A 25,905-nucleotide genomic window follows, 5' to 3' on the forward strand; every position below is an offset into this window, starting at 1 on the left:
ACGTCGTCGCGCGCCGAGGATGAAGACATGAGACGCATCACGGAATTTTGGAAGGGTGACCTCCCGGTGCCCGGCCAGAGAGGCGAAGGGCTCCCGGTGGCAAGTCGGGGGCGCTTTTTCGCGTCCGGCCTGGCAGTGCTCGTGATGACACTGACGCACGTCGAGGCGACCTGGCTGGTGCATTCCAATCTCACCCTGAACGCCAGCCTGGCGGTGCAGGAACTGTACGATGACAACGTGTTCATTCTGGACACAAGGCCGGCTCCGGGAATGACCGGCCCTCCCGGACCCACCGTCAGCCTTCCCAAACGGGAATCGTGGGTGACAGCGGTCACGCCGGGTCTCACCCTCCAATGGCGGCCCGGTCCGGGGCTGAATCTGGCGGCTTCCTACGCGCCCGAGTTCACTTGGTTCCATCGGGCCTCTTCGGAGGACTTTGTGGCTCATCGGGCCAGCTTGAACCTTTCGGGTGTCTGGGAGGGAGCCAAATGGGAGTGGCGCCATCAGTGGATGGGGGTCGACGGCAGCCACTGGGGGCCGGTGACTCTTCGGCCCGGCGATTGCCGTGCCATTGGGGGGATTCCTCTGCGGGACCGCCGGGACGCCGTGCTGTACCGCAGCCAGTGGCAGGCCACCCTCTCGTTGTCGCGCGGGTTCGTTCGACCCGTGGCCGGCGTTTACATCCACGATTTCCGCACGGAACAACTGCCCAACCCCGAACCGAACCGTTATCTGTACGAGAACTACATCGACCGTTGGGACGCCTGGGGCGGCCTGGACCTGGGCATCCCCATCGGGGCGCACCTGCACGGCATCCTGGGGTATCGCCACGGTCACCAACACCAGGGCCGACTCCGCGGCGCGCCGAGTCCCTACGCCAACGATTATCACCGATTCCTTGTGGGCCTCGAGGGATCGCCGGTTTCCTGGCTCAAACTGGCCGTACTGGCGGGGCCGGACGTGCGCGATTGGGACCAAACCCCGCCGGCCTTCCATCAAAGCGAGATTCTTTACTGGATGGACGCAACGGTCACGGTTCTGCCCACGCGCAGGGACACCCTCGTTTTCCGGGCCACGCGGTTCGAGCAGCCCGCCTTCACCAGCCATAGCGTGTATGAGGACATTCGGTACGAGTTCAGTTGGCGGCATCAGTGGACGGCTGGCTTCTCCCTGACTGCGGGGCTCACCTTGTACATCGGCGATTGGCAGGCGCCGGTCCAGCGCGAGGACTGGATTTACACGCCAGGGTTGACGGCTTCCTACCGGGTGAATTCCCACCTGGAGCTGGAGTGTAGTTACACGCACGACACGGCGGTGAACCGGGTATCCACGCGTCTGGCACCCTACGCCGAGGGCCGCGAATTCAATCGAAACCGACTGGGCGTCACGATGCGGTATACGTTTTAGGCCCCGGGCTCGGGAAGCTTTGTGAGGACCTGCCGGCGCCTCGGGGCAAGCGATCTGGCCGCAGGCGGTTTCCGCAGCCGCTCACACGGACGCGCCTCCGTCGGGTGGGCCTGTGGGTGTTGGTTGCGCCTCCGGTCTCCCGGGCGCGGGTGTGAAACCGGGGTTCGCCGGTTCGGCCATCTTGGCAGCAGGCTCTCGCACCAGCGGTGGTTTGCACGAGCGCCCTTCGATCTTTCGAGGACACCCGCGGGTTTTATGTTCGCCCGATGACTTTTCCAACCGGCTGTCGGAGATCCAACGCGCCGCCGGGGAGCCGGACGCCGATGACCCCACCGGTTTCCAATTCGGCGAACTTGGGCGCATCGGCTCGCCTCGGGCAGGAGGAATCCTCGGATGATCCCGTGGAATCGCGCGGGGCGGATTGTCCGCGAAGGAGGCTGACCCGGCCAAGGCGGCCCAATGAGAGGCGAGCGGTGTCGCCGGTGGCGACTCTCACGGGGTGTTTTCCCCGGCCGGTAGCACCTGCCGCGGACAGAGACACCTGAACAAGCAGGACGCAGGGTGGTTCCTAGCCACTTCTGCGACTTTCATCCGGGGGCTCCCGGCAACCCCAGGGCGCGAAGCCGACTCAGGATGCGTTGCCAGTGCGTGCCCTTCCAGAACAGCCCTCCGCAGCTCTGACAGAGGAAAAACTCTTCCAGCCACCGGGCGGTGCGGGGTGGGATGCGATCCGCCACGGCGGCTTTTTCCACCGGGCACAATCGTCCGCCGCAGCGCATGCAACGGGGAGGCAGTAGCTGCAACCCAAGCTGATCGAACACCAGGGCCAGTTGTTCCGTGACGCGCAAGGTGGGAGGTACCCATACCGTGGGCAGTCGCCCGGACCGAACCACGCGCCGCTCGAGCAACAGGCTGTCCGTGGTCAGCAGCACCGCCCCTGCCTGCAGTGCACGCCGCACCAACTGGCTGTCGTCGGCATCCCGGCACCAAACCGCCGGTTGCCCTGCGGCCCACAGCCAGCGTGCCAGTCCACCCAGACCGGCATCGCAGAACAATGCGCGGCCCGACGCTGCCGAGGGCGGCCGCCCCTGCCGGCGCCACCGGAATCGCCGCCACTTGCCCTGCAGCCGGGCATCGACCCAGACCAGTGCCTCTGCCAACGGCACGCCGTGGTTCTCGCTGATTTCCCGCGCTTTTTGCATCCACAGCGCCACGGCTTGTTCGGGGCGTCGGGCGCCGAAGCGCTGCGCCAACTGCTCGAAGCGCTGCAGGCAGGCTTTCTGAATCCGTCTCACGGGAGGCAACCTACCACGATCGGCCCCCGGTGGGCCGGCGCAATCTTCGCCGCGGCAACAAATGTCGTCCGTCGCCGCAGGGTCAGCCCCCAGGCGGCGCGGGCAGCCACCTCGCGTCCAAGAGCGCCGGGGCCGGCCCCGCGCAGCCGGCGTGGATTTGCCGGGGAGAGCCGCCTGGTGCTAGAATGCAGGGCGATCGAGGGGATCGAGCGGGACGGGGCCCGGGACGCCCCATACGTTTTCGAAGCGCGGGTCATGTCACTGCGGTGGATTCGGAGGCCGAATGTGAACCCGGCCATGGAGGGGCGGCCGGCCCGGGCGGTGGCGTTCGAACGGCCCGAACGCGAGCGGGCGCCCACCCTCGTCGCGACTGTCGTTGAGCTTCACCATGCCGGTTCCTGAACATTTGCGCGAGAAACTCCGGTCGGTGCCGCACCGGCCGGGGATCTATTTGATGAAAGACCGACTGGGCACGGTGATTTACGTGGGGAAGGCCCGCGACCTGCGCAAACGGATCAGCCAGTACTTTCATCCCTCGCGCCAGATGGCGTGGGATCCCAAGTTCAGTGCCCTGGTCGACAGCATCCATGACTTCGATGTCCATGTGGTCCGCAGCGAGGCCGAGGCCCTGCTGCTGGAGGGCAAACTGATCAAAGAATTCCGCCCCCGGTACAACGTCAGCTTCCGTGACGACAAGCGGTTTCTGATGGTGAAGGTGAACCTGAACGATCCGATTCCGCGGTTCACCTTCACTCGGATTCGCAACGAGGACGGCTCGCGTTATTTTGGTCCGTTCCCCAGTTCCTCGGCCCTCCGTCGTGTCATGGATTTGGCCCGCCGGCAGTTTCATTTGCGCGGTTGCCGGGCCCTCACTCCCACCGAGGCCGATTACCGTCACTGCCTTTACGCTCATCTCAAGCATTGCACGGCCCCCTGCATTGGCAACGTTACGCGCGAGCAGTATCTGCAGCAGGTTTTGGCAGCCTGTGAATTCCTCGAGGGCCAGTGCCGCGATACAGAGGCCCAACTGGAAGCCGCCATGCGCGAGGCGGCGGCGCGCCAGGAATACGAACGCGCCGCCCGGCTGCGCGACCTGCTTTTTGCCCTGCGCGAGACCACCCGCAAACAAGAGCGCTTCGAGCGCCTCCCCTACACCCTGCCTGTAGCCATCCAGCCGGAACGCGACCTGGCCGCGCTGGCCGAAGTGCTCGGACTGCCGGCGCCCCCGGAACGCATCGACGGCTTCGACATCTCCAACATCAGCAGCTCCCTCAAGGTCGCCAGTGTCGTCCGCTTCCGGAACGGACGCCCCGACCGCGCCCACTATCGCCGCCTGCAAATCAAGACGGTCGAAGGCCAGGACGACTTTGCCTGCATGGCCGAGGCGGTGCGGCGGCGCTATCGACGCCTCCTGCGCGAGCTGCAGCCCGAGGCCGGCGCAACGACCGTCGAGGCCCCTTCCGCTGAGGCCGCTGCGCGGGAAGGAACCGTGGATCCCCGGGCCGAGCGCCACGAGGGGGTCGAACCCGTGCCGGCCGAGTTGCAGCAGTTGGTCCGGGAGACCGAACAGGCGGTGCGCGAAGGTCGCCCTGCGCGACGCCCGGCGCCGGCCGGTCTGCCCGACTTGATCCTCATCGATGGCGGGAAGGGCCAGCTCAACGCAGCCAAGGCGGAACTGGATCAACTCGGCCTCGGCCACATCCCCATCATCGGCCTGGCCAAGGAGTTCGAAGAGATTTATCGGCCCGGGCAGTCGGAACCCTTGCGCCTCGACCTAGACCACCCCGCGCTGAAGCTGCTGCAGCGCATCCGCGACGAGTCCCACCGCGTCGCCAACGCCTACAACGCCCAGTTGCGGCTCCGGAAAATCTCCGAAAGCGTGTTGGACGAGTTTCCCGGGATCGGAGAGGTGCGCAAGGCAGCCCTGCTCAAACATTTCGGATCCGTCCAACGACTTCGCCGGGCCACGGCCGAGGAGATCGCGCAGGTGCCCGGCTTCGGCCCGCGGCTGGCTGCGGAACTGCGCCGGTTTCTCGATGCCCGGTTTCCCAGCGAGCCCTCCACGGCTGCACCCCAGGAAGCCGGTTGCCCTTCACCCGGGCCGGGTTGAGCGGGCTTTCCCGAGGAGGCCTGCTGGTCGGGGCTTGGGCAATGGTTCTCGCCACAACTCTGAGACGGGGACTCGGATGGAGGCGCGGGCCGGCTCTGCCGGGGGTGCACCGGTGATTCAGGCCCGACGCACGTGCGCCTCGGTGGGGCACCCCGGCCATCAACTTCCGCCGGTTTCTTTGGCCTCCAACAGCCGCTCGATGTGCCGGTCCAAATCGAGCAACGCGCCGGCACAAGTGGCCGCTTCCACCCGGGCCACCATCTCCGCGGTCCAGGCTTCCTCTTCCACCTGTTCGTGGATGAACCAGTGCAACATCACCTGCGCCGGATAATCCTTCGCCGTCACCGCCGCTTCGTAGGCGGCGTGGATGCCGCGACTGTTGTTTTGCTCCATGGTCCGGGCGTGGCGGGCCACCTCCAGCAACGAGGCGAAGTCACAGCGGGGCGCAGGGATGGCTTCGACTGCGGGGCAGATCCCGCGATCGATCAGGTGCCGCCCGATGCGCGCCGCGTGTTCGCGCTCCTCGGTGGCTTGTTTGCGGAAGAAACGGGCAAACCCCGGCAGGGTTTGGTGGGCGCACCACCAGGCCATGGCCTCGTAGTGATGCGCCGCCATCAACTCATGATTGAATTGTCGGTTCAACTCCTTGCGGACCGCCTCGGGAATGACTGTGTCGCCCATGGTGACTGCTCCAGGATTCGTTGCGTTGTTTTGTTCGTGCTCAACATGGGCTCTGGCTCCGCTTCCGGCAAGGCCGCGCTGCTTCCGCCTCCGGGAACGGCGCGGGCTCAGCCCGGCCGGGGCGATGCGTACACGGGGTTTTTCGAAAACGCCGCGTGTCGCGGGGGGGCTTGAAGGACCAACGCATTGCCGTGGCCGTGCCGAAGGGTCATGGGTTGTTGAGGGGCTTCATCAGGGTGCCCTGGCGGAGGATCACCTCGTAGCCGGGCGTGGTGACCAGGGCGCGTGCGGTGGCATTTTCGTTGGCGCGGGAGACCATGGCACCGGCGGCGACCGTTACGGGAAGGATCGTCTGGTTGGGGATCAGGACGAAATCTCCCACGCGCCGGCCGGTGCCGGTGTTTTGGAACGGTGCGAGGGTGGCGCTGATCCCGGGCATCTGCCAGGCGCGCAGTTTGTAACTCTGGTATCGGATGTTCTCGACCGAGCGGCGCACGGACTTGCGCTGGACCGCGCGCCAGATCTCGGTGGCCGCTGCGGCCACGGCCGGATCCGGGTCGAATCGCCGGCCCAACAGGGTGCGCAGAAACGTTTCGTCCGGCACGACATCGGCGTACGGGTAGGTGGCAAAGACACGTTGCCAAGGCAGCGATTCCAGCGTGACCTCCGTGGGTTCCCTGGGTTGCACATCGATCTTGCGGATGATGGAGTAGGTCTGACTGAACACCCCCGGGCTGAGCTGTGCCTCCAGGGGAATGGCGATGGACAAGATCTTCACGCCCACGGCTTCGGCGCTGCCCAGACCTCCGAACGTCTCCGCCGAAAAGGTCGCTTTGATCTCGTCCTTCAGCTTTTCGAGCGGATGATTCAGCAGATCGCAGAAGGAGGTGGGACGGTTCAGGAAATCCGGGATACGTAGGTGCGAGGAAATGTGAAGCAGAGCCCGGCTGATGATCCCGACTCCGTTGGTGGACGGATTATCAGGGGCGTTGGTCAGTACGCGTAAGATGTTCGGGTAAAGCAGCGGGTCCCCGAGCAAACGGGTGGACGCGCCCCAATTGACGCCGGGAATGGGCAGGTTGGTGACCGTGAGGGAGGTGAAATTCCGGTGAATGAAATGGATGGCATCCCGGTTGCTCTTTTCGAAATACGGCTCCATGAACTCTGCATCCACAATTCCGAAAACCAGATTGCGGATCGCGCCGAGGGCCTGCCGTCCGAGCTCGGGATGTTCACAGGCACCCAGGAAAAAACCCTCGAAACCGCCGCCGGTCACTGTCGCGAGCACGGCTCCGGCCGTCATGTCCACTACGAAATCCACCGCCGTGTCGGCCACCAATTTGAGGATCGGTTCGTGGCCTTCGCTCTGGCTGGTCACGACGAGGTCCGGGCGGTTGTCCGCCGCCAGTTGTTCCCGGACGAGGATGTTGGGCCGGAGCTTCCAGGTGGCGGGGTCCTCGGGGGTGACGTTCGGTGGATCGGTGAGGACGGCGAAGTGCAGGCGAGCCTGCACGGCCGTGCGGATGGAACGCTTGCGGTCCTCGTTGTTGGCGAAGCCGTGCACGAAACGTGGTGCCGGGGTACCCAGGAAGCGGTCTTCGCGGATCAACCGGCCGGTGTCATCGCGCTTGATGAGCACGTCGCGGATGTCGTCCTCGAGGAGCGAATTCCGGGGGTCGATCAATTGGTCGGGGCGGCCGAAGGTGAGGAATCCCGCATGAAGTCCGGGGAGGTCCGCGCCCGGGGTCTTGGCCTCGGCCCCCAGCCGCCCGGGGGCATGGCGGGTCCGATCCGCAAACCCGCCCGAGGTGCCGCCAATGCGGCGAAGAAGATTCGCGTCTGTGAGGGTGAGGTCTCCCAACGCGGCCGCGACCACGGGAAGTCCGAGCAGCTCGGCGCTGTTGGGATCCGCATCCACGCGCTGGGAGGCGAGGAATTCTGCGACCGGCTTCCGGTCGCCGAAAAAGTCGTGAAAGCGGGGCTTGGGGAAGTTGATCGAAGTCGGATCATACAACACGCCGTCCAGATCCACGCCAAAGGTGACCCGCTGGGCTCCGGTGGGGGTGGGACCGACGTAGCGCGAGCTGTAGGGTCGAAAACGGTCGTCGGTGAACATGGGCACGGCCCCCGGCAGGCCGCTGCTGCGGACGTTGATCACCCGGCGCTGCCAGGCCTGGTCGAGCACGCCGCCGTAGAACTGAAAGGGGAAGAAACCGTAGAGAACCGGCTCGTCCGGATGGAAATCAAAGGGCGTGGCGTCGTGATCCACGAACGCAGCCAGGGTGCGGGAAGCCCGGGTTTCGGCAGCCGGAGAGCCGAAGATCAGAGAATCATCCACACTGCGGTAGGCTCCGTAGGTGGCGTCGCGCGGGTTGGGCGCCAGCACCAGCCGGTCCAGGGCGAAGCCCGGGTCCGCCAGATCCTCGCGCATCTCGGTCATGAAGTTGTACACGGAAAAGAAACGGACATCGAGAAGGTTCCCGCCGTGTCGGGCCAGAAGACCTTCTGCGTCTGCGACAGGGCTTACGAAATCCGGGATCAGATCCGGATCGAACTTCTCGCTGAGTCGGCGGGTTTCCGGGTCGAGCCGCCGGTGATCGGTCGGGTCGCCGAAGACACGAAATTGTCCTCCAAAGGACGGAGCGATTTCGCGGACCAGTTGCCGGACGCGGAACGCGCCGGTCCGGGGATCGACCTCGCGGCGGAAACCGACCAGCGGGTTTTCCGGTCTTGCTGAGCGAAAGCTCACCGGCAGCGCGATGTCCTGCTCGGTCAGGAAGCCGTCCCCGTCAAGGTCCTCGCCCGGGTCTTCCTCTCCATTTCGGTTCGCGTCCCAGGTGGCATGGAGGGAGGGAAGCAAGTGGAGCTCCACCGTTCGGAGGATGCCCCGGAAGACCGGGCGGCCCTGGAGCTCGAAGAGTACCGAGCCCTCTTCCTCGCGGAAGGGGATCGGCCGGCCGTTCGGGCCGATTTCCCAATAGCCGTAGGCTGCGTTGAGGGGGATGTTGCGGTCTGACATGGATGGGTGCAGTTCAATCCGGCCGCCGAAGAGCAGGATTTCGCTCACCCACACGGAGCCGTCGGGGAATGCCAGGCGAACCGTGCGGTTTCCATAGCGTGCGCCGGATTCATCGGCCTCGTAGTAGTCGAGGTCCGTACTTACCTCCACGATCAACCGGGCGCCTTCGGTGCGTTGGCTGATGACCCGGATCCCGGGGTCGGGCTCGTAGGTAGCCCACGTGGAGTCGAACACCAGCACGGCCACGTGCGGTTCGGCTCCCGCCAGAGCGGCGGCGAATTCTGCCGGCCCGTGCAGCGCGAACGTGGCCCGGTCGGATCCGGGCGGGAGCCTGCCTGCGGTGACGGCGTCACGCACGCGGCGTGAGGCGACCGGGATGGCTGAGGGCAGGGCGCTGACGCCGCGGCCGGGAAAGGCCAACGTTTGGAACAGATAGGCGGTGTCCGCCGGATTGACATATTCTGCCACGCCCAACGGGACGCGGGTGGCGGCGACCAGCACGCCATCCAGGTAATCGAGGAACTCCGTCGGCAGCCCCTCGGGAGCCTGGGGGAGCTGCGCAGGATCCACACTGACGAACCCGGGTCGGAGCGTCAGGCGCACGGGGCGTCGGATCTGGGTGGGGTCGCGATCTGGTGGCACTGTGAGGTTGAAATGGACAAAGCCGTCCGGATCCGCGGGAAACAGACCCCCGATCGCGGCCGACTGATCCAGGCGGAAAAACCGGCTGCCCGCGCTGCTGGCCACGAAGGCTCCGCCCAGGACGTAGTTGGTGGTAAACGATGCTTGGTCCGGCTGATTCGAGCGGCGGAAGCGGCGGACGATCCGCTTGCCCAACCGCTTGGCCACGCCGTCGGCCGCATACAGCCGGGCCACCACGGTCAGGGGGACCCCGTCGGTAAACCCACCCACCACCGGGGACTCGAATTGCACGCCGGCATATTGCTGCGAGGGCGGCACGAGGATCCCGTCGTCCATCACTTCCTTTCGTGCCAGCGGCGGCAGTTCGTCAAACTGACCGGCTGCCGGGGCCACGACGTTCACCGCCACGCCCGCCGTGCGCATGCCGGGGTGGTTGCGATAACCGAGCCAAATCTCGTGGGGGCCGGTCTCGCGCAGCGTGGTGGGAAACGAACCGAGCTGGCCGTTCCAGACCTCGGCGATCAGGACGTTGGTCTGCCCATTGGGACGCTTGACGAACCAGGCCAGCGTTTCTCGCTCGTGGTACGAGCCGGCGCCGAACGTGACCTCCGGATGCATCGGGGTGGACAGGAAAGAAGGCGGCCCGGCCGGCAGTTGCAGGTCGAAATAACTGTTTTGGACGATTGCGGATCCGGCGCTCAGTCCGGCGGCCGGCCGGATGTCCAGCGGCGGCGGTTTCAGGTGAATCGCCAGTTCCACCGGGGGGACCCCGGGATCCGAGGGCATGTCCACCACGAACCGGTGTTCCCCGGTGCGCCGGGCCATGACCCAGAGCTGAACTTCGCCGAGTCCCGGCGAGAACTGACCCGGGTTGCGGTCACTCGGTCCGCTGGGCAGGAGATGCACGTATTCCGTGGTCTCCACGAAGTGCTTCGGCGCGGGCAACCGAATGAAGCCGACAGTTTCCGGGATGTGTGCGACCAGGAACGGTTCGCCCTGCTGGCGCACCCGCAGGATCGTATCGCCCATGAAACGGCTGTTTTGGGTCCGCGGATTGGTCACCCGGATCCGGAGCGCCAGCCACTCGCTCAGAAACGCCTCGTTGGTCTGGCCCGTGACCGCTCCGCGCAACTCGGCTGCGAGATTCAACCGGGTGTACCGCAGGGTTGTGGTGGTGGTGCGGGTGACCACGCCGTCATCGTAGATCATCGTCACCACCCCGGCGCCGGGCGTGTCCCCAAACTCGACGAAGCCCGTATGGCGCTCGACGCGTGCCACCAGGCCCGCGGTGTGGACCACCCGGCCGTCCAGCTCGAAATCCCGTACGAGGTTGCCGTCTCCGAGGAACGAGACGGCACGATGGCCCGCGCCGGCAAACGAGCTGGTGTTGAAGTTGGTTGCGCCGCGAAAGAAGAAGATGTCCGGCGCCAGGTTCAACAGGACCCCCGGCTGGGTCACTTCGATTTCATGAATCGGCGTGTCGGGCGCCTGGAACACCACCCCGCTGGCGGTGGGGTTGACGTTAATGACGTGGGGACTCCGTTGCCGCACGCTCAACAGCCTCAGATGCACGTCGGGACGCGATTCGACCAGCATGCTGTCCGTGGCCCCCGTGGCCAGGTGGGTGGCGGAGATGGACGCCACTCCCATGGCGTCCCCGACGGTGATGTTGCCGGAGCCGTCCACGGTCGCGGCCGCGTCGAAGCTGCTTTGGAAGGCGACCTGCCCCGGCCCGAGGATCGAGGTGGTGTTGTCGGACAACCGCAATTCGGCCGTCACGGTCCCGACGGGTCCTGCTTGAAGCGACACCAAGTGGGGTGGCGAGACCCGGAGCTCGGCCAGCGTGACAGAGGCGGCCGCCAAGACCGGGCCCTCGAGCGTGGGCGAGAAGCCCACCTCGATCGTCCGGGGCAGATTCGGTGGCATTTTCGGGGGGGCCGTGAACCGACCGTCCAGATCGATCATCCCAAGCTGCAGGCTCGGGTCGGCGCCCACGTGGCCGTTGATCTTCCAAACGCCCTGGTTCCAAGGCACAAAACCGGCGCCTTCGACTTGAGCTCCGACCGCAAACTGCTGAGTGCCGCCCAGGCGCAAGGTCACGGCCGCGGGCGTTACGACCAGGGTGGCCGGCAGCGGATAAACCGTGACCGTGCCGCAGAAGGTCCGGGCCGGATCGCTCGGGTCTTCCGCGCACACGCGGAAATGGACCGGGCGGCTGATGCCGGACGGGGCCCGATAGGCCGCCGTGGCGGGATCCGCCGGATGGGGTTCCAAAGTGCCGAGGGCCGCGTTGCCGTTCGTGACCCCATTCACCTTGAAGATCCAGGCGGTCCCGCGCGATGCCTCGTTGACCCGGAACAGGATGCTGTCGCCTGCGAACATGGTGACTTCGGAGGGGGTGATTTCGTGCAGCAACACCATGCGTCCCCGATAGAACCGCTGCCCGCCCTGAATGACTGCCGGATCGGAGAAGGCGGTGGCGCCTTCGACCAGTTCGTTCGTCAGCACGGCGGACCAGTCGGTCAGATTGGTTGAGACTTCAACCACCACCCGTGCTCCCTGGCCGGTGACGTGCACCCGGAACTGTCCGCCGAGGACGCCGCCGGGAACCAATCGCAACGGTTCGTCCGCATGCGCGGCTGCGACCGCAAGCCAGACGAGGTGGAACAACCAGGAGCAACAAGCAGGGCCCGATCCCGGTCGAGCACGGCAGGGCAGGGGTGTGCAAGACAGTCCCACGCGGGGACGAGAAGAAGCTGGAATGGAGTTCATTATACCTCTTAACTGCGCCTCGCCCCGCGGTTTGTCAAGCCGGACACGCCCGAGGTATGGAGAAGGACCGGACGCACGCGCCGCCGTGCAGCAGCGGGTCAGACTCTTGCCGTTCGGGACCGCTTTGGCTAGTGTGCGCCGGTTTTTCGGCTCCGGGAGCGCGGGGCCGGGAAACGAACCTATGGCAGCTTCATTCATTCAGGAACGCTTTGCGCAACGGATTGGCGGTCGGAACTACGGCCAGTCCACCGCCATTTACAAATTCGAACGGATCAAGCGGGCCAAACGGGCGGCGATGGCCGCCCAGCCGGGCCGACGGCTCATCGACCTGGGCGTGGGCGAGCCGGACGAGATGGCCTTTCCCGAGGTGGTGGCCAAGTTGTGTGAGGAGGCCGCCAAGCCGGAGAACCGCGGGTACGCCGACAACGGCGATGACGTGTTGAAAGAGGCGGCGGCGCGGTACCTGGAGCGGGTTTTCGGGGTGCCGGGCATCGATCCGCAAAAGGAGGTGATTCACTCCATCGGCAGCAAAGCGGCCTTGTCGATTCTTCCGGCGGCGCTGATCGACCCCGGCGACGTGGTGCTGATGACGGCGCCGGGCTATCCGGTCTTCGGGACGCACGCGCGCTACTACGGCGGCGAGGTGTACAACCTGCTGTTGCGGCCGGAGAACGGGTTTTTGCCCGACCTGGACTCGGTGCCGCCGGAGATCCTGGCCCGGGCCAAGGTTCTGGTGCTGAACTATCCGAACAACCCGACCGGGGCCAGCGCCACGCCGGAGTTCTACGCACACGTGGTGGAGTTTGCCCTGCGGCACCGACTGGTCGTGATTTCCGATGCGGCCTACGCGGCGCTGGTGTACGAGGGCCGCCCGCTCAGTTTCCTGGCGACCCCGGGGGCCAAGGAAGTCGGCGTGGAACTGCACTCGGTGAGCAAGGCGTTCAACATGACCGGGTGGCGGTGCGGTTTCGTCGCCGGCAACGAACTGCTGGTGCGCGCCTACGGAGACGTGAAGGACAACACGGACTCGGGCCAGTTTCTGGCCATCCAACATGCCGCCGCGTACTGCTTCGATCACCCGGAACTGACGGAGCGGATCGCGGCCAAGTATTCGCGCCGCATGGATCTGCTCGTGCGCGTGCTGCGGGAGGCCGGGTTCGATGCGCGCAAGCCGGCCGGCTCGTTTTTCCTGTACGTGCCGGCCCCGCGCGCGGCCATCACGCGCTCGGCCAAGCACATTCGCTTTGCCAACGCGGAGGAGGCCGCGCAATGGCTCATCATGGACAAGCTCATCTCGACGGTGCCGTGGGACGACGCCGGCCCGTACCTGCGGTTCAGTGTGACGTTTCAGGCGCCCACGCCGGAGGCGGAGGTGGAAATCATGCAGGAGCTGGCCGATCGTCTCTCCGAGGTGCGCTTCGAGTTTTGAGTCCGCCGCCGGGGCCGCGGCAGGAGCCGGAGCCGGTTGGCCGGAGGCCCGCCCCGGCGCGGAAGATCTGTGGGCATGGAGAGCACGAACCTGTGGGTGTGGGTGGCCGGGGCGGTGCTGGCGGGGCGCTTGGGCGCAGAGTGGGCGCTGGAGGCGCTCAATCGGCGGCATTTGCGGCAGGTCGCGGGCTGCGCCGAGGCCGGAGGCTCCGAGGGATCCGGCCGGGCGCGGGCGCTGGCTTATGCCGAAGCGCGCAGTCGGTTTCGGGAAATCGAATTGTTGTGGGAGACCGCGCTGCTGGCCGGGTTGTGGTTGACGGGGTGGCTGGCGCGGGGGTGGGAAGCGTGGCAGCAGGTGGTCGGGACCGGCGTGTGGGCCGACGCGGGTTTTGTCTGGGCCGTGTTCACCGGCGCGTCCGTGGCGAGCTGGCCCCTGCGGTGGTACGAGCGGTTTCATCTGGAAGAGCGCTTCGGTTTCAACACGACCCGCCCCCGGACGTGGTGGGCGGACCGTGCGAAGGGGTTGCTGTTGGGCACGGTACTGGGCCTGCCCGTGTTGGTGGGTTTGTTGGGCCTGATGCGATGGGACCCTGCGGGTTGGTGGATGTGGGGTTGGGCGTTTGTCGTGGCTGTGCAATGGGCGGTCTCCTGGCTGGCGCCGGTGATCATCCTGCCCTGGTTTCATCGGTTCAGCCCGTTGCCGGAAGGCCCGTTGCGCGAGCGGCTTTTGACATTGGCCCGGCGCATCGGGTTTCGACTTGCGGACATCCAGGTGATGGATGGAAGTCGGCGGACGCGACACTCCAACGCGTTCTTTACCGGCTGGGGCCGATTTCGTCGGGTGATTCTCTACGACACGTTGCTGGCCCAGTTGGCCTCCGAGGAACTGGAGGCGGTGGTGGCCCATGAGATGGGGCACGACCGACTGCGGCACTGGCAAAAGATGATGGTCGGCAGCGCGCTGGGCTTGCTCGCCGCGTTTGCCGTGGCGGCGTACGCGGCGCAGGTGCCGTCCCTGTTTCGGGCGTTCGGGTTTCCCGGGCCGGAACCGGCGATCCTGTTGGTGGGGCTGGGCTTGTGGGCCGGCCCGGTGAGCGCGTGGCTGGCGCCCTTGATCCATGCCTGCTCGCGAAGGTGGGAATTTGCGGCCGATGCATTCGCGGCCCGGGTGTTGGGGACGGCGGAACCCTTGTGCCGCGCGCTGGAACGGTTGCATCGGGAAAACCTGATGAATCTGCCGTCGCACCCGTGGTACCGTTGGGTGCACGAGTCGCATCCCTCGTTGGAGGAACGTCTGGCGGCTCTGACCAGAGCAGGGAGAGGGCCCGCACCTGCGGGGGACCGGTCGAGCGCGTGACGGGAAGGGTCCCGAGCCCGGCGCCGGGGACGGGCGGCGTCGCGGTTGCTGCGGCCCGGATCGGGAACCGTCCGGTGGGGGGTTGGAGATTTCCGCGTGCAACTCCGGGCTCCCCTTTGACAATTTGAAAGGACTGTGAGCGAGGACGTGGAACCCATGGACGAATCGCGACGGCGCTTGTGGCTCTGGCTGGGCGCGGTGGCGGTGGGGCTGGCGTTGATCGGCGCCGGCGTTTGGTGGGGCCGCCCCGCCTATCGCCAGTACAAGGAGCGACGGTATCTGCAGCTGGCGGATCGCTACCTCGAGGGGGGCGACCTGCGCAACGGGATGCTGAGTCTGCGTCAGGCCCTGGCGGCCAACCCCCGTAACGCGGAGACGGCGCGCCGACTGGCCGCGTTGCTGACGGAACTGCGCTCGCCCCTGGCGCTGGGCTGGTGGCGGCGGGTGGTGGAACTGGAACCCACGGCGGAGCATCGGTTGCGTTTGGTCAGCGCCGCCCTGCTGCTGGAGAATCCCCCCTACCCCATCGCCACGCAAACGCTGGAAGAGATGGTCCGGCTCGGCGAGACGAACCTGGCGCGCTTCCACGTGCTGGCCTCGCAACTGGCCCTGCAAACACGGCGCATCGACGCCGCCGTGGCGCATCTCACGCAGGCGGTCGCCCTGGAACCGACCAATCGGCTGCACCGACTCAATTTGGCCACACTTCAGGTGCAGAGCACGAACTCGGCGGTGGCCGAACGCGCGCGTCAGGAATTGTTGGAACTGGCCGACTCCCCAGAAGACCCGCATCTGGCCCTGCTGGCCCTGCGGTCCCTCGTCACGGTCAGCCTGACGCAGGGCGATCCCCTCGCGGCCGAGCGGTTTTCCGCACGACTTTTGCAACTGCCGGGTGCCGGCTTTGGCGACAAGGTGCAGCACCTGACGGTCCTGGTGGCGGCCGGGCGACCGGAGACGAATGCCTGGCTGCGGCAGTTGCAGCAAGAGGCCGGCACCAATGCAGCGCGCGTCACCCAGTTGGCCAGTTGGCTGACCGACCGCCAGCGGGCGCAGGAGGCGCGGGATTGGTTGGAGACTCTGCCCCTGGCGTTGCGCACGAACCCCCCGGTGACCCTGGCTGTGGCCGATGTCCTGGTGGCTCTCCAGGACTGGTCGGGCCTGGAAGCCTGGCTGGCGCCCCAGCATTGGGAGGAACAGGATGCCATGCGTCTGGCGCTGCTCACGCGCGCGGCGCGGGAGCGCGGCCGGCGCGACCTGGCGGAAGCCTACTGGCGCAGGGTGCTCAATGCGCCGGGCGGACGCGGCGAGTCCCTGGCGGCGGTGGCCCAGGTGCTCACCACGTGGGGCTGGAAATCCGAGGCCGACGAGGTGTTGTGGGTCCTGGTGAAACGGGCGCCCTGGCACGAATGGGCCTGGCAGTCGTTGGTGCAAAACCGGTACGCCGCCGGTGACACTGCCGGGCTCTACCAGGTGTACGCCGCCATGTTGGAAGCGAAGCCGAACGTACCGGAGATCAAGAACAACGTGGCGGCCCTGGGCCTGCTGCTGGGACGCGATCTGGACCGCGCCCGCCGCCTGGCCCGCGAGGTGTATCTGGCCGATACGAACAACCCTGTCTTTGTGTCCACCTACGCCTTTTCGCTGCATCAACAGGGCGATACGAAGCGGGCGCTGGAGTTGCTGGAAAGCCTGCCGGAATCGGTGCGGCAACGGCCGGAGGTGGCGGTGTACATGGCCACGATGCTGGCTGCGCAGGGGCGCTGGGAAGAGGCGCGCGCCTACGCCACGCGGGCGGCCGACCATCCGATGCTTCCCGAGGAAAAACGCATGGTGGAGTCAGTGCTGCGACGCGCACCTCCGGCGGGCTGACCCGGCGATCCGGAGCCCGGCCGCGCCAGCCCTGACACCACGCGCGGCGGCGCGCGTCGTGTGCCGCGGACGTTCCCCAGTTCCCGCAATCGCCGCCGAAGGAGGCCGCGACAGCATCGGGTTCTGGCCGGCAGCGTCGCCCATCGGAGGGACCCCGAAGTTCGCTGGCGCTGTTGTCTTGCGCCCGCGTCGCGGTCCCTTGTCGCGGCGGGGCAGGCCCGATTTCGGTCCGACCCTTCACGCGGTTGCGGAGGCGGGCAGCCTGGGCGAGCGCCGGTTCTGCGGCCCGGCTCTCCGTGTGCCAATCATGGACACTCCGACCGCCGCCACCGTCCAAGCCGCGCACAGCCAGCCCCAGACGTCCCCGTACCGTGTGTAAAACGTGGGCGTCTGGCGCGCGGCCGGATCGGGCAGGAACACCAACCATTGCGCCCAGCCGGCCCCATGGACGCTGCCGCTACGGTCCCGGAGCACGGCGCGCACACGGCCCAAGGGGTCGATCCAACAGCTCACCCCGTTGTTCGTACAGCGAATCAAGGGCCGGCCGGTTTCGACGGCGCGAAAGACAGCATTGGCCGCGTGTTGCCATTGGGCTGCGCTTTGGCCGAACCAGCCGTCGTTGGTCAGGTTCACCAGGAAGTCCAGACCCTGACGGGCAAACCGTCGTGTCAAATGCGGAAAAACATCTTCGAAGCAGATCAGCGTGGCGGTGCGCAGGTTGGCGCCCGGTTGAGCTGCGAAGCGGGCGGGGCCAGAAACACTCTGTTCGAGCTCGAATACCACCGGGTCGCGTCCGGGCGTGTACTGGCCGGTAATCGGGGTGAACCAACGCAGGAACGGCAGCCAGCGCGACAAGGGAATGAATTCCCCGAACATGACGAGCCGCATTTTGCGGTACGTGGCCCGCAGGTTGCCTTCGGGGCTGACGAGGAACGTGGCATTGAAGTAGTCGGTCGCCCGGCCGGTCGGATCGTCCCGGACCGGTTCGGCATCGTCGCTGCCCACGATCATCCAGAGGCGGTGGTTGCGGGCCAGCTCGGTGACGGCCTCGTAGGTGGCCCGGTCATACCGGATGGGCATGGGAATGGCCGCTTCCGGCCACAGGAGCAGGTCGGCGGGTTCGCGCAGGGCCTCTGCAGTAAGCTGCAGCAGCCCGGCGAATCGGTTGCTGTTTTCGCCCGGATCCCAGATCAGCGTTTGGGGGATGCTGGGTTGGACCACGGTGACGCGCAGTGGATGAGGATCCTCCGCGTAATGGCGGACCCGGAGCCAACCCCAGGCGAAGACCAGGGCCAGCGCCAGTCCGGGCAACGCCAGCTCCGGCAACCATGCGTGCCGGCGAGTCGGCTCCGTCCAAATGGCGCGCGTTGCGTGGTACAACCCCAGCGAAACCCACACGATCAGAAAGGACAGCCCGTACACACCGGTGAGCGCAGCCAGTTGGATGAGCGGGATCATCGCGTGTTGAGAGGCGCCCAAGAGGTTCCAAGGGAAACCTCCCAGCAGCCGCGCTTGCACCATCTCGAGGGTCACCCAGGCCGCCGCGGCCGTGAGCGCGCGCAGGGTCCGCGAGGTCCACGGGCCCGGTTCACTCGCGAAGCCGCCGACCCACCAGAGCCACGCCGCCGGATAGAGTGCCAGGTAGGCACTCAGCGCCAGCCAGCCGAGCACGGGATAACCACGCACCGGGATCTCCAACAGCCAGTGCAACGACACCAAATACTGGACCAGGCCGGCGACATAGCCCAGCCGCCAACGTTGGCCGGGTGCGGCTCCGTGCCCGGCTGCGACCAGGAGCGCCGGCGCCACCCAGGCCAGGCCTGCCCAGGAAACGGTGGGGACGGCCAGGGCCCGAGCCAGCCCGGCCAGCAGGGCAACGCCGTAGCGGGCTCCGCGAATGACCGTATCCGTTCTCAACGAATCCAGCTTGGCGGCACCGCTGGAAGCGGAACAAGTCTCGGCTGTGCCAGCGGTGTCACTGGCGACGCTCGAGCCCCACCCTGGCAACTCGGCGCTCTCGGCGGGTGGGCCGCGGGGGCCTGCGCGCCGTTCCGTCAGCCGGGCGGTCGATCGAGAACGCCGTGGCCGGGCGGCCGGGATCTGCTTCGATCCCTCGGGTCTGCCGTTCTCGACGGCCGAGAGGCGTACGCGGTCGAGCTCGCGCAGGCGCATTCGTTTGGAGCCGTGCAAGGTTGCCCGCAAGCCTGCCCGCGGGCCGACTGGACGGGAATCTACAGTGAACGTAGACTGTCGCACATGCACAGCCGCGCGATTCCGAATCGGAGGGGGTGGCTTGTTGTTGGCCTGCTCGCACTCGCGTTCGGCGGGGGATTATCGGCGCCGAAGGCGGTCGCGCTGGAACCGACCCGGTTGCGTTGTGAAGATCAGGTGGATCCCCTGGCGGTGGACGCGCCGGCGCCGCGCTTGAGCTGGGAGTTGGTCGCGTCCCGACGCGGGGCGCGTCAGACCGCCTACCAAATTCAAGTGGCCTCTTCGCCGGCCCGCTTGCGCAGGGGGGAGGCCGATTGGTGGGACTCCGGCAAGGTTGTTTCGAGCGCGCAGAACCAGATTGCCTACCAGGGCCGGCCGTTGGTTACCCACGCGGAGTGTTACTGGCGGGTCCGCGTGTGGGACGAGAACGATCGCGTTTCCGGCTGGAGTCGGCCGGCCCGGTGGATCATGGGCCTGTTGCGGCCGGAGGATTGGAAGGCGCAATGGATCACGGCCCGGCCGGCCGGTCCGGCCCCCCTGGAAGGTTGCGTCTGGATTTGGCATCCGGAGGGCACTCCGGGAGGCGAAGAACCCGCCGGCACGGTGGCGTTCCGCAAGGTGTTCATCCTGCCGGAGGATGCGGTGGTGGTGCAGGCAGCATTTCTGTTGGCGGCGGATGATCAGGCCGCCGTCTATGCCAACGGCAAACTCGCCGGGCGGATTCGCGGGGCCGACACGGTGCATTTCGTCGATCTGGCGGACCGGTTGCGTCCGGGGACCAACACGCTGGCCGTGGCGGTGGAGAACCACGGCGGCCCGGCGGGTTGGATCGGTCGGCTGACCATCGTGCTGGATCGCGGGACGACGTGGTTTGTGCCCGTGAACAGCTCGTGGCGATGCGCTCGCGAAACTCCGGCCGGCTGGAACGATCCCGGATTTTCCGATGCGCACTGGGTGCCGGCGCGGGAGCTGGGCCCGTTGGGAATCGATCCGTGGGGCCGGCATCTGATCGGACAGGAGCCCATGCCTCTGTTCCGGCGCGAGTTCGTGGTGAGCCAACCGGTGCGACGGGCGCTGTTGCATGTGTGCGGCCTGGGCCATCACGAGGTGTACCTGGACGGCCGCAAGGTGGGCGATCACTTCCTGGATCCTCCCTGGACGGACTACGCGAAGACGGTGCATTACGTAACGCACGACGTCACGGACCGGCTGCGGCCGGGCCGGCACGCGTTGGGCGTGATGTTGGGGAAGGGATTCTTCAACACCGCGGCGGACCGCCGCGTGCACGGGGTGCACCGGCGCGAGCCGTTGCGGCTGGGGTTGCAGTTGCACGTGTGGTACCGGGACGGGAGGGAGGAGGTTGTGGTGTCCGATCCCCGCTGGCGCACGGCGCCGGGCCCGATCACCCACTGCACCATTCTGGGGGGCGAAGATCACGATGCGCGGCTGGAGCCGGCGGGCTGGACGCGTGCCGGGTTCGACGACCGGGGCTGGAGTCCGGCGCTGCCGACGAACGGGCCGGGTGGCCGCCTGCGCGCGGCCTTCGCGCCCCCGTTGAAGGAGCAGGAAGTGTTTCGGCCGGTGCGCATCGACGAGCCGGAGCCGGGGGTGTTCGTGTATGATTTCGGGCAAAACGCCTCGGCTGTGCCGCGGCTGCGCATTCGAGGGGCTGCGGGGCAGCTGGTGCGGCTGACCCCGGCAGAGCAGCGCCACGGCATGTCGCCGCGACGCAACGACGGGCGGGGTCGAGTGAACCCGGCCGGGGTGGGCCGTCCCAACTACTGGCAGTACACGCTGCGCGGGGACTGGGTGGAGACCTGGCAGCCACGGTTCAGTTACTCGGGGTTTCAATACCTGGAGGTCATCGGCGCGGTGCCGCGGGGGCACCCCAACCCTCGGGGACTGCCCGTGGTCGAGGAACTCGTATCGGTGCACGTGCGCAACGACGCGCGGCGTGTGGGCCGGTTCGAGTGTTCCGAACCCCTGTGGAACGCGATCGATCGCATCATCGAACGGGCCGTGCAGGCCAATCTGTCGCACGTGTTGACCGACTGCCCGCATCGCGAAAAGCTCGGCTGGTTGGAAGTGCCCTATCTCATGGGTCCGGCCATCGCCGGTCGCTACGACGTGGCGTCCTTTTATCGCAAGATTGCCCGCGATTGCGCGGATGCGCAGCAGCCGGACGGTTCGGTGCCCACGGTGGCCCCCTGGTATCCGCGCTTCGGTGGGGCCTTTGATTACACGCCGGAGTGGGGAGCGGCGGCCGTGTTGGTGCCGTGGTTGTTGTACCGGTGGTATGACGATCGCTCCATCTTGGCGGAGCAGTTCGAGACCATGCGGCGGTTCGTGGATTTCATGGAACAGACCTCCACGAACCTGGTGCCGCGGGCCGGCCTGGGCGACTGGTACGATTACGGCGAGGAAACCCGCGGACCGTCGCAGTTCACACCGCCGGAGCTCACGGCCATGGCGACGTTCTACCGGTGCGCCCGCGTGGTGGCCGACGCTGCCGGAGTATTGGGCCGGGCCGGGGACCGGGAGCGGTATGCCGCCCTGGCCGAACGCATCCGCGCAGCGTTCAACCGCGAATGGTTCGATGGCCGGTCGGAATACCGGCACCTGGGCAGTCCCCAGTGTGCGCATGCCATGGCACTGGTGTTGGGATTGGTACCGGAGGGTTGCGAAGCGGCCGTATTGGAGCGACTGTTGGCGGACATTCGTCAGCGCGGTTACCAGCAGACGGCCGGGGATGTCGGGCACCCGTATCTGCTCGAGGCGTTGGCCCGGTTTGGGAGGCACGAGGTCATCCATGCCATGACGGTGCGGACGAATCGCGGCAGCTACGGCTTCATCGTGCAGAACGGTTGGACGACGCTGCCGGAGGCGTGGGACGCCGAAACGGGCGCTTCGATGAATCATTGCATGCTGGGGCACATCCAACAGTGGTTCATGGAGCATGTGGCGGGCATTCGGGCCGATCCGGAGGTGCCCGGCGGTGCGCGCTGGATTGTGGCCCCGCAACTGGTGGGCGGTCTCACGTGGGCGCGGGCGGAGCATGCTTCGATCCGGGGTCCGGTGCGGGTGCAATGGGAACGCCGGCAGAACCGGTTCCGGTTGCAGGTGGAGGTTCCGCCCAACACTGTGGCGGAGGTGTGGGTGCCGGCGAGCTCTGCGGAAACGGTCGCGGAATCCGGGCAACCGGCGACCCGCGCGCCTGGGGTGCGCAGCCTGCCGGTGGTGGGGAATCGGGCACGGTTCGAAGTGGGGGGCGGACGATATCGGTTCGAAAGTCCCTGGCCCACCGGAGGGGCATCGCCTTGAGTGTGGCGCCGAGGATTGCCCCCGCAGCCGGGGTGTGGCCCGCACACGGTGGGCGCGCGGGCTTCCACTCGCCGCGGGGGGAAAAAGCGGTGCAGGGAACATGCCGGAACCGCTTTCTTGTGAGGACGGGCGGCTTCTGCCACCTTGGCCACGGATGCAACGGCTGGGATGTCTGGTGGTTGGATGCTGGTTGGCCTGGCAGGCTGCGGGGGCGGAACTGGCCTTTGACTTCGGCCCCGGTTGGGTCGGCCGGACGCCCGAGGGATTTCGCAGTGTCCTGGCGGGTCAGGGTGCACCCGGGAATTGGCAGATTGTCTGGGACGAAGTCCCTTCCCAACTGCCGCCCTTGTCGGACAAGGCCCCGGTGGTGAGTCGGCGGCCGGTGCTGGCGCAGCTGTCCGAGGACGATACGGACGAGCGTTTTCCGATGCTGGTGTACGAGCCGGTGGTGTTCGGCGATTTCGTGTTCACCACGCGCTTCAAACTGGTGCGCGGCCGGCGCGAGCAGATGGCCGGGTTGGTGTTTCGGTGGCAGGACGAGCGGAACTTCTACGTGGTCCGTGCCAGTGGCCTGGGCAACACCTTCCGGTTTTACAAGGTCGTCGACGGGCTGCGGAGCCAGCCCATCGGGCCCCAAGTGGAGGTGCCGGCGGGCGTCTGGCACGAGCTGGGCGTGGAATGCCGGGGCCACCAGATTGTCTGCCGCCTCAACGGTCGGGAACTGATCCCGCCCCTGACCGACACCTCGTTCACTCGCGGCCGTCTGGGGTTTTGGACCAAGTCCGATGCGGTGAGCTACTTCGCCGAGGCCCGCGTGGTGTACACGCCGCTGGAGCCGCCGGCGCAAAAGCTGGTGGAGGAGCTGCTGCAGCGGTATCCGCGGGTCCGCGATCTGCGGGTGTACGTGCCGCGGGGGGAATCTGCACGGCTGGAACTGGTGGCGGCGCGGGACCGGGGGGCCGTGGGCCAGCCGGGCGGGCCCACGGAGGAACGGGTGTTGTCGGAGGGCCGCCCGTATTACGTGCCGGGCAAAGAGGTCGCCACGGTGGTCGCACCGCTACGGGATCGCAATGGCGACCCCATCGCGGTCGTGCGGATCAGTCTGGAGTCGTTTCGCGGTCAAACGGGCCAGACCGCGCTGGCCCGGGCCCAACCGATCCTGCATCAACTCCAGAGCCGGGTGAATCACCGGAGCGATCTCGTGGAATAGGGCGGGCGGCGAACGAACAGAAGGGCAGAGGCAGACATGGAGACCGAACCTGTTTCGCTGCTGATTCTGGCCTCGGCATCTCCGCGGCGGGCCGAGTTGCTGCGCCAGGCGGGGTTTGAATTCGAGGTGATCCCGCCGCGGGTGCCGGAACTCGAGTGGGATCAGTTGTCGCCGGTGGAGTTGTGTCAGTTGAACGCTCACCGGAAGGCGCGGGCGGTGGCCAAGCAGCATCCGGATGGGGTGGTGCTGGCGGCGGACACGTTGGTGTTTTTGGAACGGCAGATTCTGGCCAAGCCCGCCACGTGGGAGGATGCGCGCCGGATGTTGCGGGCGTTGTCGGGGCGCACGCATCAGGTGGTGACGGGAGTGAGTGTGCTGCATCTGCGGACACATCGGGAGGCGTTGTTCGCGGTGCGCACGGAGGTGCGGTTTCGTGCGCTGACGGAAGCCCAGATCACGCGTTACTTGAGGGCCATCGACCCCCTGGACAAGGCGGGGGCCTATGCCGTTCAGGATCACGGGGAATGGATCGTGGAAGAGATCAGCGGCTCCTTCACCAACGTGGTCGGGTTGCCGTTGGAACGGGTGGAGCTGGAGCTGGCGCGCTTTGGGATTCGGCCCCGGGAAGGGGCGGAGGGGCGTTAGAGGCCGGCTTTTTGGCGCTCCCTGGCCCAGGCGTCTTTGAGGGAGATGGTGCGGTTGAAGACGAGCCGGCCGGGCGCACTGTCCGGGTCGAGTGCGAAGTAGCCGAGGCGCTCGAACTGATACCGTTCTTCGGGCCGGGCCGCGGCCAGCGCCGGTTCGCACCAGGCGGTGACCACCTCGAGCGAGTTCGGGTTCAGGGCGGAACGCCAGTCGGGCAGCAGATCCGGCTCCGGCACCGTGAAGAGTCGGTCGTACAACCGGCATTCGGCCGGCACCGCGTGACGGGCGCTGACCCAGTGGATGGCGCTTTTGACCTTGCGCTGGGCGTTGCGCCCGCCGGCCTTGCTTTCCAGATCGGCCGTGCACCGCAGCTCCACGGGCCGGCCGGAGGCATCCTTGATCACCTCGTCGCACCGGATGATGTACGCGTATTTCAGCCGGACCTCACCGCCCGGCCGGAGCCGGAAGAACTGCGGGGGCGGGTTTTCCAGGAAATCCTCCTGTTCGATGTAACACTCGCGACTGAACGGCACACGGCGGGTCCCGGCGGAGGGATCTTCGGGGTTGTTGACGGCCTCGACCTCCTCGACCCGCTCTTCGGGGTAGTTGGTGATGATGAGACGCAGGGGCCGGAGCACGGCGAGGCGTCGCAGCGCACGCCGGTTCAGGTCCTCGCGGATCGCATGCTCCAGGACGGCCATTTCCGTCAAGCCATCGTACTTGGTGATCCCGATGCGGTAGGCGAAGTTGCGGATGGCTTCGGGTGTGACGCCGCGCCGGCGCAGGCCGCGCAGGGTGGGCAGCCGGGGGTCGTCCCAGCCGCGGACGGCTCCCTCGCGCACCAACTGCAGCAGCTTGCGCTTGCTCATGACGGTGTAGGAGAGGTTCAGACGGGCAAACTCGTATTGTCGGGGCAGCGGCCGCGGCAGGTCGAGGTTTTCGAGGATCCAGTCGTACAGGGGGCGGTGCACCTCGAACTCGAGGGTGCAGATGCTGTGGGTGATGCCTTCGATGTAATCGCTGAGACAGTGGGCGAAGTCGTAGGTCGGGTAGATGCACCAGGCGCGACCGGTGTGGTGGTGTTCGGCATGGCGGATGCGGTACAGGACCGGATCCCGCAGCCAGACGTTGGGCGAGGCCATGTCGATCTTGGCGCGGAGGGTGCGGGCACCGTCCGGGAATTCGCCGGCGCGCATGCGTTGGAAGAGGTCGAGGTTTTCCTCGATGCTGCGGTTGCGCCAGGGGCTTTCGCGACCGGGCCGGTCGGGGGCGCCCCGGTAACGGTCGGTCTCCTCGGGCGACAGGTCACAAACGTAGGCTTTGCCCTTGCGGATGAGCTGCAGCGCAAATTCGTAGAGCTGCTCGAAGTAGTCGGAGGCGAAGAAGGGTTCCAACGCATCGGAGGTGGCGGGTCCCACAACCGCGGGCAGATAATAATCCGTGGCACCGTTGCGACTCACGGTGTCCGGTTTTCGGCCCCGGGGTTTGAGGCCGAGACAGTGGTCAGCCCAACCGGCGATCAACCAGCGCACGTCCTCGCAGATGGCCTCGACGTATTCGATGTCCTCCTTGGTGGGGTTGGTATCGTCCATCCGGAGGTTGCAGATGCCACCGAACTCGCGGGCGATGCCGAAGTTGAGGCAGATGCTTTTGGCGTGGCCGATGTGGAGGTAACCGTTCGGCTCGGGCGGAAAGCGGGTGTGAATCCGCTCGTACCGTCCCTCCGCGAGATGCTGGCGGACGATGTCGCGGATGAAATCACTCGGCGGCGTCTCCGGGCCGCCCACGTCCCCGGCTGTCGGTTTCGTCATAAACAGGCTTGAAGCTACACGGGGACGGCCCCGGAAGGCAATGCCCCGGCCGGTGATGGCTGGCAAGGCCCGCAGGGGGATTGAAACTCCCCGGGTGTTGGGCGGCGTGTGTCCAGGGGTGCGAGTC

At 66.9% G+C, this 25,905-nt stretch carries 13 protein-coding genes; 8 read left to right on the forward strand and 5 right to left on the reverse strand.

Translation table 11 applies throughout. From position 1 onward, the window contains the following. Positions 1 to 27 precede the first annotated feature (27 nt). Positions 28 to 1,407 carry a hypothetical protein gene (locus ACPDIT_RS06375; RefSeq protein ID WP_423442340.1) on the forward strand — a complete coding sequence of 460 codons (1,380 nt, stop codon included), beginning with the start codon at positions 28 to 30 and terminating at the stop codon, positions 1,405 to 1,407. Between the two features lie 587 nt (positions 1,408 to 1,994). On the opposite strand, the gene ACPDIT_RS06380 is transcribed toward ACPDIT_RS06375, so the two are convergent. After that, positions 1,995 to 2,702 carry a Mut7-C RNAse domain-containing protein gene (locus ACPDIT_RS06380; protein WP_423442341.1) on the reverse strand — a complete coding sequence of 236 codons (708 nt, stop codon included), beginning with the start codon at positions 2,700 to 2,702 and terminating at the stop codon, positions 1,995 to 1,997. Positions 2,703 to 3,090: 388 nt separating this feature from the next. Here ACPDIT_RS06380 and ACPDIT_RS06385 point away from each other — a divergent pair, with 388 nt between their 5' ends. Further along, positions 3,091 to 4,812 (forward strand): excinuclease ABC subunit UvrC, encoded by a 1,722-nt coding sequence (locus ACPDIT_RS06385; RefSeq protein WP_423442342.1) that lies wholly within the window; start codon positions 3,091 to 3,093, stop codon positions 4,810 to 4,812. 159 nt (positions 4,813 to 4,971) lie between these two features. On the opposite strand, the gene ACPDIT_RS06390 is transcribed toward ACPDIT_RS06385, so the two are convergent. Together ACPDIT_RS06390 and ACPDIT_RS06395 are read right to left on the reverse strand one after the other, a co-directional pair. After that, complete coding sequence (locus ACPDIT_RS06390; RefSeq protein ID WP_423442343.1) at positions 4,972 to 5,493, reverse strand: ferritin; 522 nt, start codon at positions 5,491 to 5,493, stop codon at positions 4,972 to 4,974. Between the two features lie 208 nt (positions 5,494 to 5,701). Continuing rightward, positions 5,702 to 11,773 carry a hypothetical protein gene (locus tag ACPDIT_RS06395; RefSeq protein ID WP_423442344.1) on the reverse strand — a complete coding sequence of 2,024 codons (6,072 nt, stop codon included), beginning with the start codon at positions 11,771 to 11,773 and terminating at the stop codon, positions 5,702 to 5,704. A 334-nt stretch (positions 11,774 to 12,107) separates the two neighbouring features. Between ACPDIT_RS06395 and ACPDIT_RS06400 the strand changes: the two genes are divergently transcribed. The 3 genes from ACPDIT_RS06400 (at position 12,108) to ACPDIT_RS06410 (ending at position 16,580) form a co-directional block, all read left to right on the forward strand. Next, on the forward strand, positions 12,108 to 13,355 hold the full coding sequence (locus ACPDIT_RS06400; protein WP_423442345.1) for an LL-diaminopimelate aminotransferase: 1,248 nt from the start codon (positions 12,108 to 12,110) through the stop codon (positions 13,353 to 13,355). A 75-nt stretch (positions 13,356 to 13,430) separates the two neighbouring features. Next, positions 13,431 to 14,711: a M48 family metallopeptidase gene (locus ACPDIT_RS06405; protein WP_423442346.1), complete on the forward strand. Its 1,281-nt coding sequence runs from the start codon at positions 13,431 to 13,433 to the stop codon at positions 14,709 to 14,711. A gap of 135 nt (positions 14,712 to 14,846) precedes the next feature. After that, positions 14,847 to 16,580, forward strand: coding sequence for a tetratricopeptide repeat protein (locus ACPDIT_RS06410; protein ID WP_423442347.1), 1,734 nt, complete (start codon positions 14,847 to 14,849; stop codon positions 16,578 to 16,580). Positions 16,581 to 16,817: 237 nt separating this feature from the next. Here ACPDIT_RS06410 and lnt read toward each other — a convergent pair whose 3' ends face one another. Then, positions 16,818 to 18,497 carry an apolipoprotein N-acyltransferase gene (gene lnt, locus ACPDIT_RS06415; protein WP_423442348.1) on the reverse strand — a complete coding sequence of 560 codons (1,680 nt, stop codon included), beginning with the start codon at positions 18,495 to 18,497 and terminating at the stop codon, positions 16,818 to 16,820. A 453-nt stretch (positions 18,498 to 18,950) separates the two neighbouring features. Between lnt and ACPDIT_RS06420 the strand changes: the two genes are divergently transcribed. The 3 genes from ACPDIT_RS06420 to ACPDIT_RS06430 all read left to right on the forward strand — a co-directional run bounded on the left by ACPDIT_RS06420 (position 18,951) and on the right by ACPDIT_RS06430 (position 23,967). Then, positions 18,951 to 22,112, forward strand: a complete 3,162-nt coding sequence (locus tag ACPDIT_RS06420) for a family 78 glycoside hydrolase catalytic domain (RefSeq protein WP_423442349.1) — start codon at positions 18,951 to 18,953, stop codon at positions 22,110 to 22,112. 154 nt (positions 22,113 to 22,266) lie between these two features. Continuing rightward, positions 22,267 to 23,322 (forward strand): hypothetical protein, encoded by a 1,056-nt coding sequence (locus ACPDIT_RS06425; protein ID WP_423442350.1) that lies wholly within the window; start codon positions 22,267 to 22,269, stop codon positions 23,320 to 23,322. Positions 23,323 to 23,358: 36 nt separating this feature from the next. Next, positions 23,359 to 23,967, forward strand: a complete 609-nt coding sequence (locus ACPDIT_RS06430; RefSeq protein WP_423442351.1) for a Maf family protein — start codon at positions 23,359 to 23,361, stop codon at positions 23,965 to 23,967. Here ACPDIT_RS06430 and ACPDIT_RS06435 read toward each other — a convergent pair. Beyond that, entirely contained in the window at positions 23,964 to 25,778 is a 1,815-nt protein-coding gene (locus ACPDIT_RS06435; protein ID WP_423442352.1) for a glutamine--tRNA ligase/YqeY domain fusion protein, read from the reverse strand. The two genes, ACPDIT_RS06430 and ACPDIT_RS06435, sit on opposite strands and share 4 nt — an antisense overlap. Positions 25,779 to 25,905 lie beyond the last annotated feature (127 nt).

This window comes from Limisphaera sp. VF-2 (assembly GCF_049537125.1).
Taxonomy (GTDB): Bacteria; Verrucomicrobiota; Verrucomicrobiia; order Limisphaerales; family Limisphaeraceae; genus Limisphaera.

Excerpts from the sequence above, each read along its gene's own strand:
- ACPDIT_RS06375 (WP_423442340.1), top strand. The coding sequence starts at position 28 with ATGAGACGCATCACGGAATTTTGGAAGGGTGACCTCCCGGTGCCCGGC.
- ACPDIT_RS06385 (WP_423442342.1), top strand. The coding sequence starts at position 3,091 with ATGCCGGTTCCTGAACATTTGCGCGAGAAACTCCGGTCGGTGCCGCAC.
- ACPDIT_RS06390 (WP_423442343.1), bottom strand. The coding sequence starts at position 5,493 with ATGGGCGACACAGTCATTCCCGAGGCGGTCCGCAAGGAGTTGAACCGA.
- ACPDIT_RS06400 (WP_423442345.1), top strand. The coding sequence starts at position 12,108 with ATGGCAGCTTCATTCATTCAGGAACGCTTTGCGCAACGGATTGGCGGT.
- ACPDIT_RS06405 (WP_423442346.1), top strand. The coding sequence starts at position 13,431 with ATGGAGAGCACGAACCTGTGGGTGTGGGTGGCCGGGGCGGTGCTGGCG.
- ACPDIT_RS06425 (WP_423442350.1), top strand. The coding sequence starts at position 22,267 with ATGCAACGGCTGGGATGTCTGGTGGTTGGATGCTGGTTGGCCTGGCAG.
- ACPDIT_RS06430 (WP_423442351.1), top strand. The coding sequence starts at position 23,359 with ATGGAGACCGAACCTGTTTCGCTGCTGATTCTGGCCTCGGCATCTCCG.
- ACPDIT_RS06435 (WP_423442352.1), bottom strand. The coding sequence starts at position 25,778 with ATGACGAAACCGACAGCCGGGGACGTGGGCGGCCCGGAGACGCCGCCG.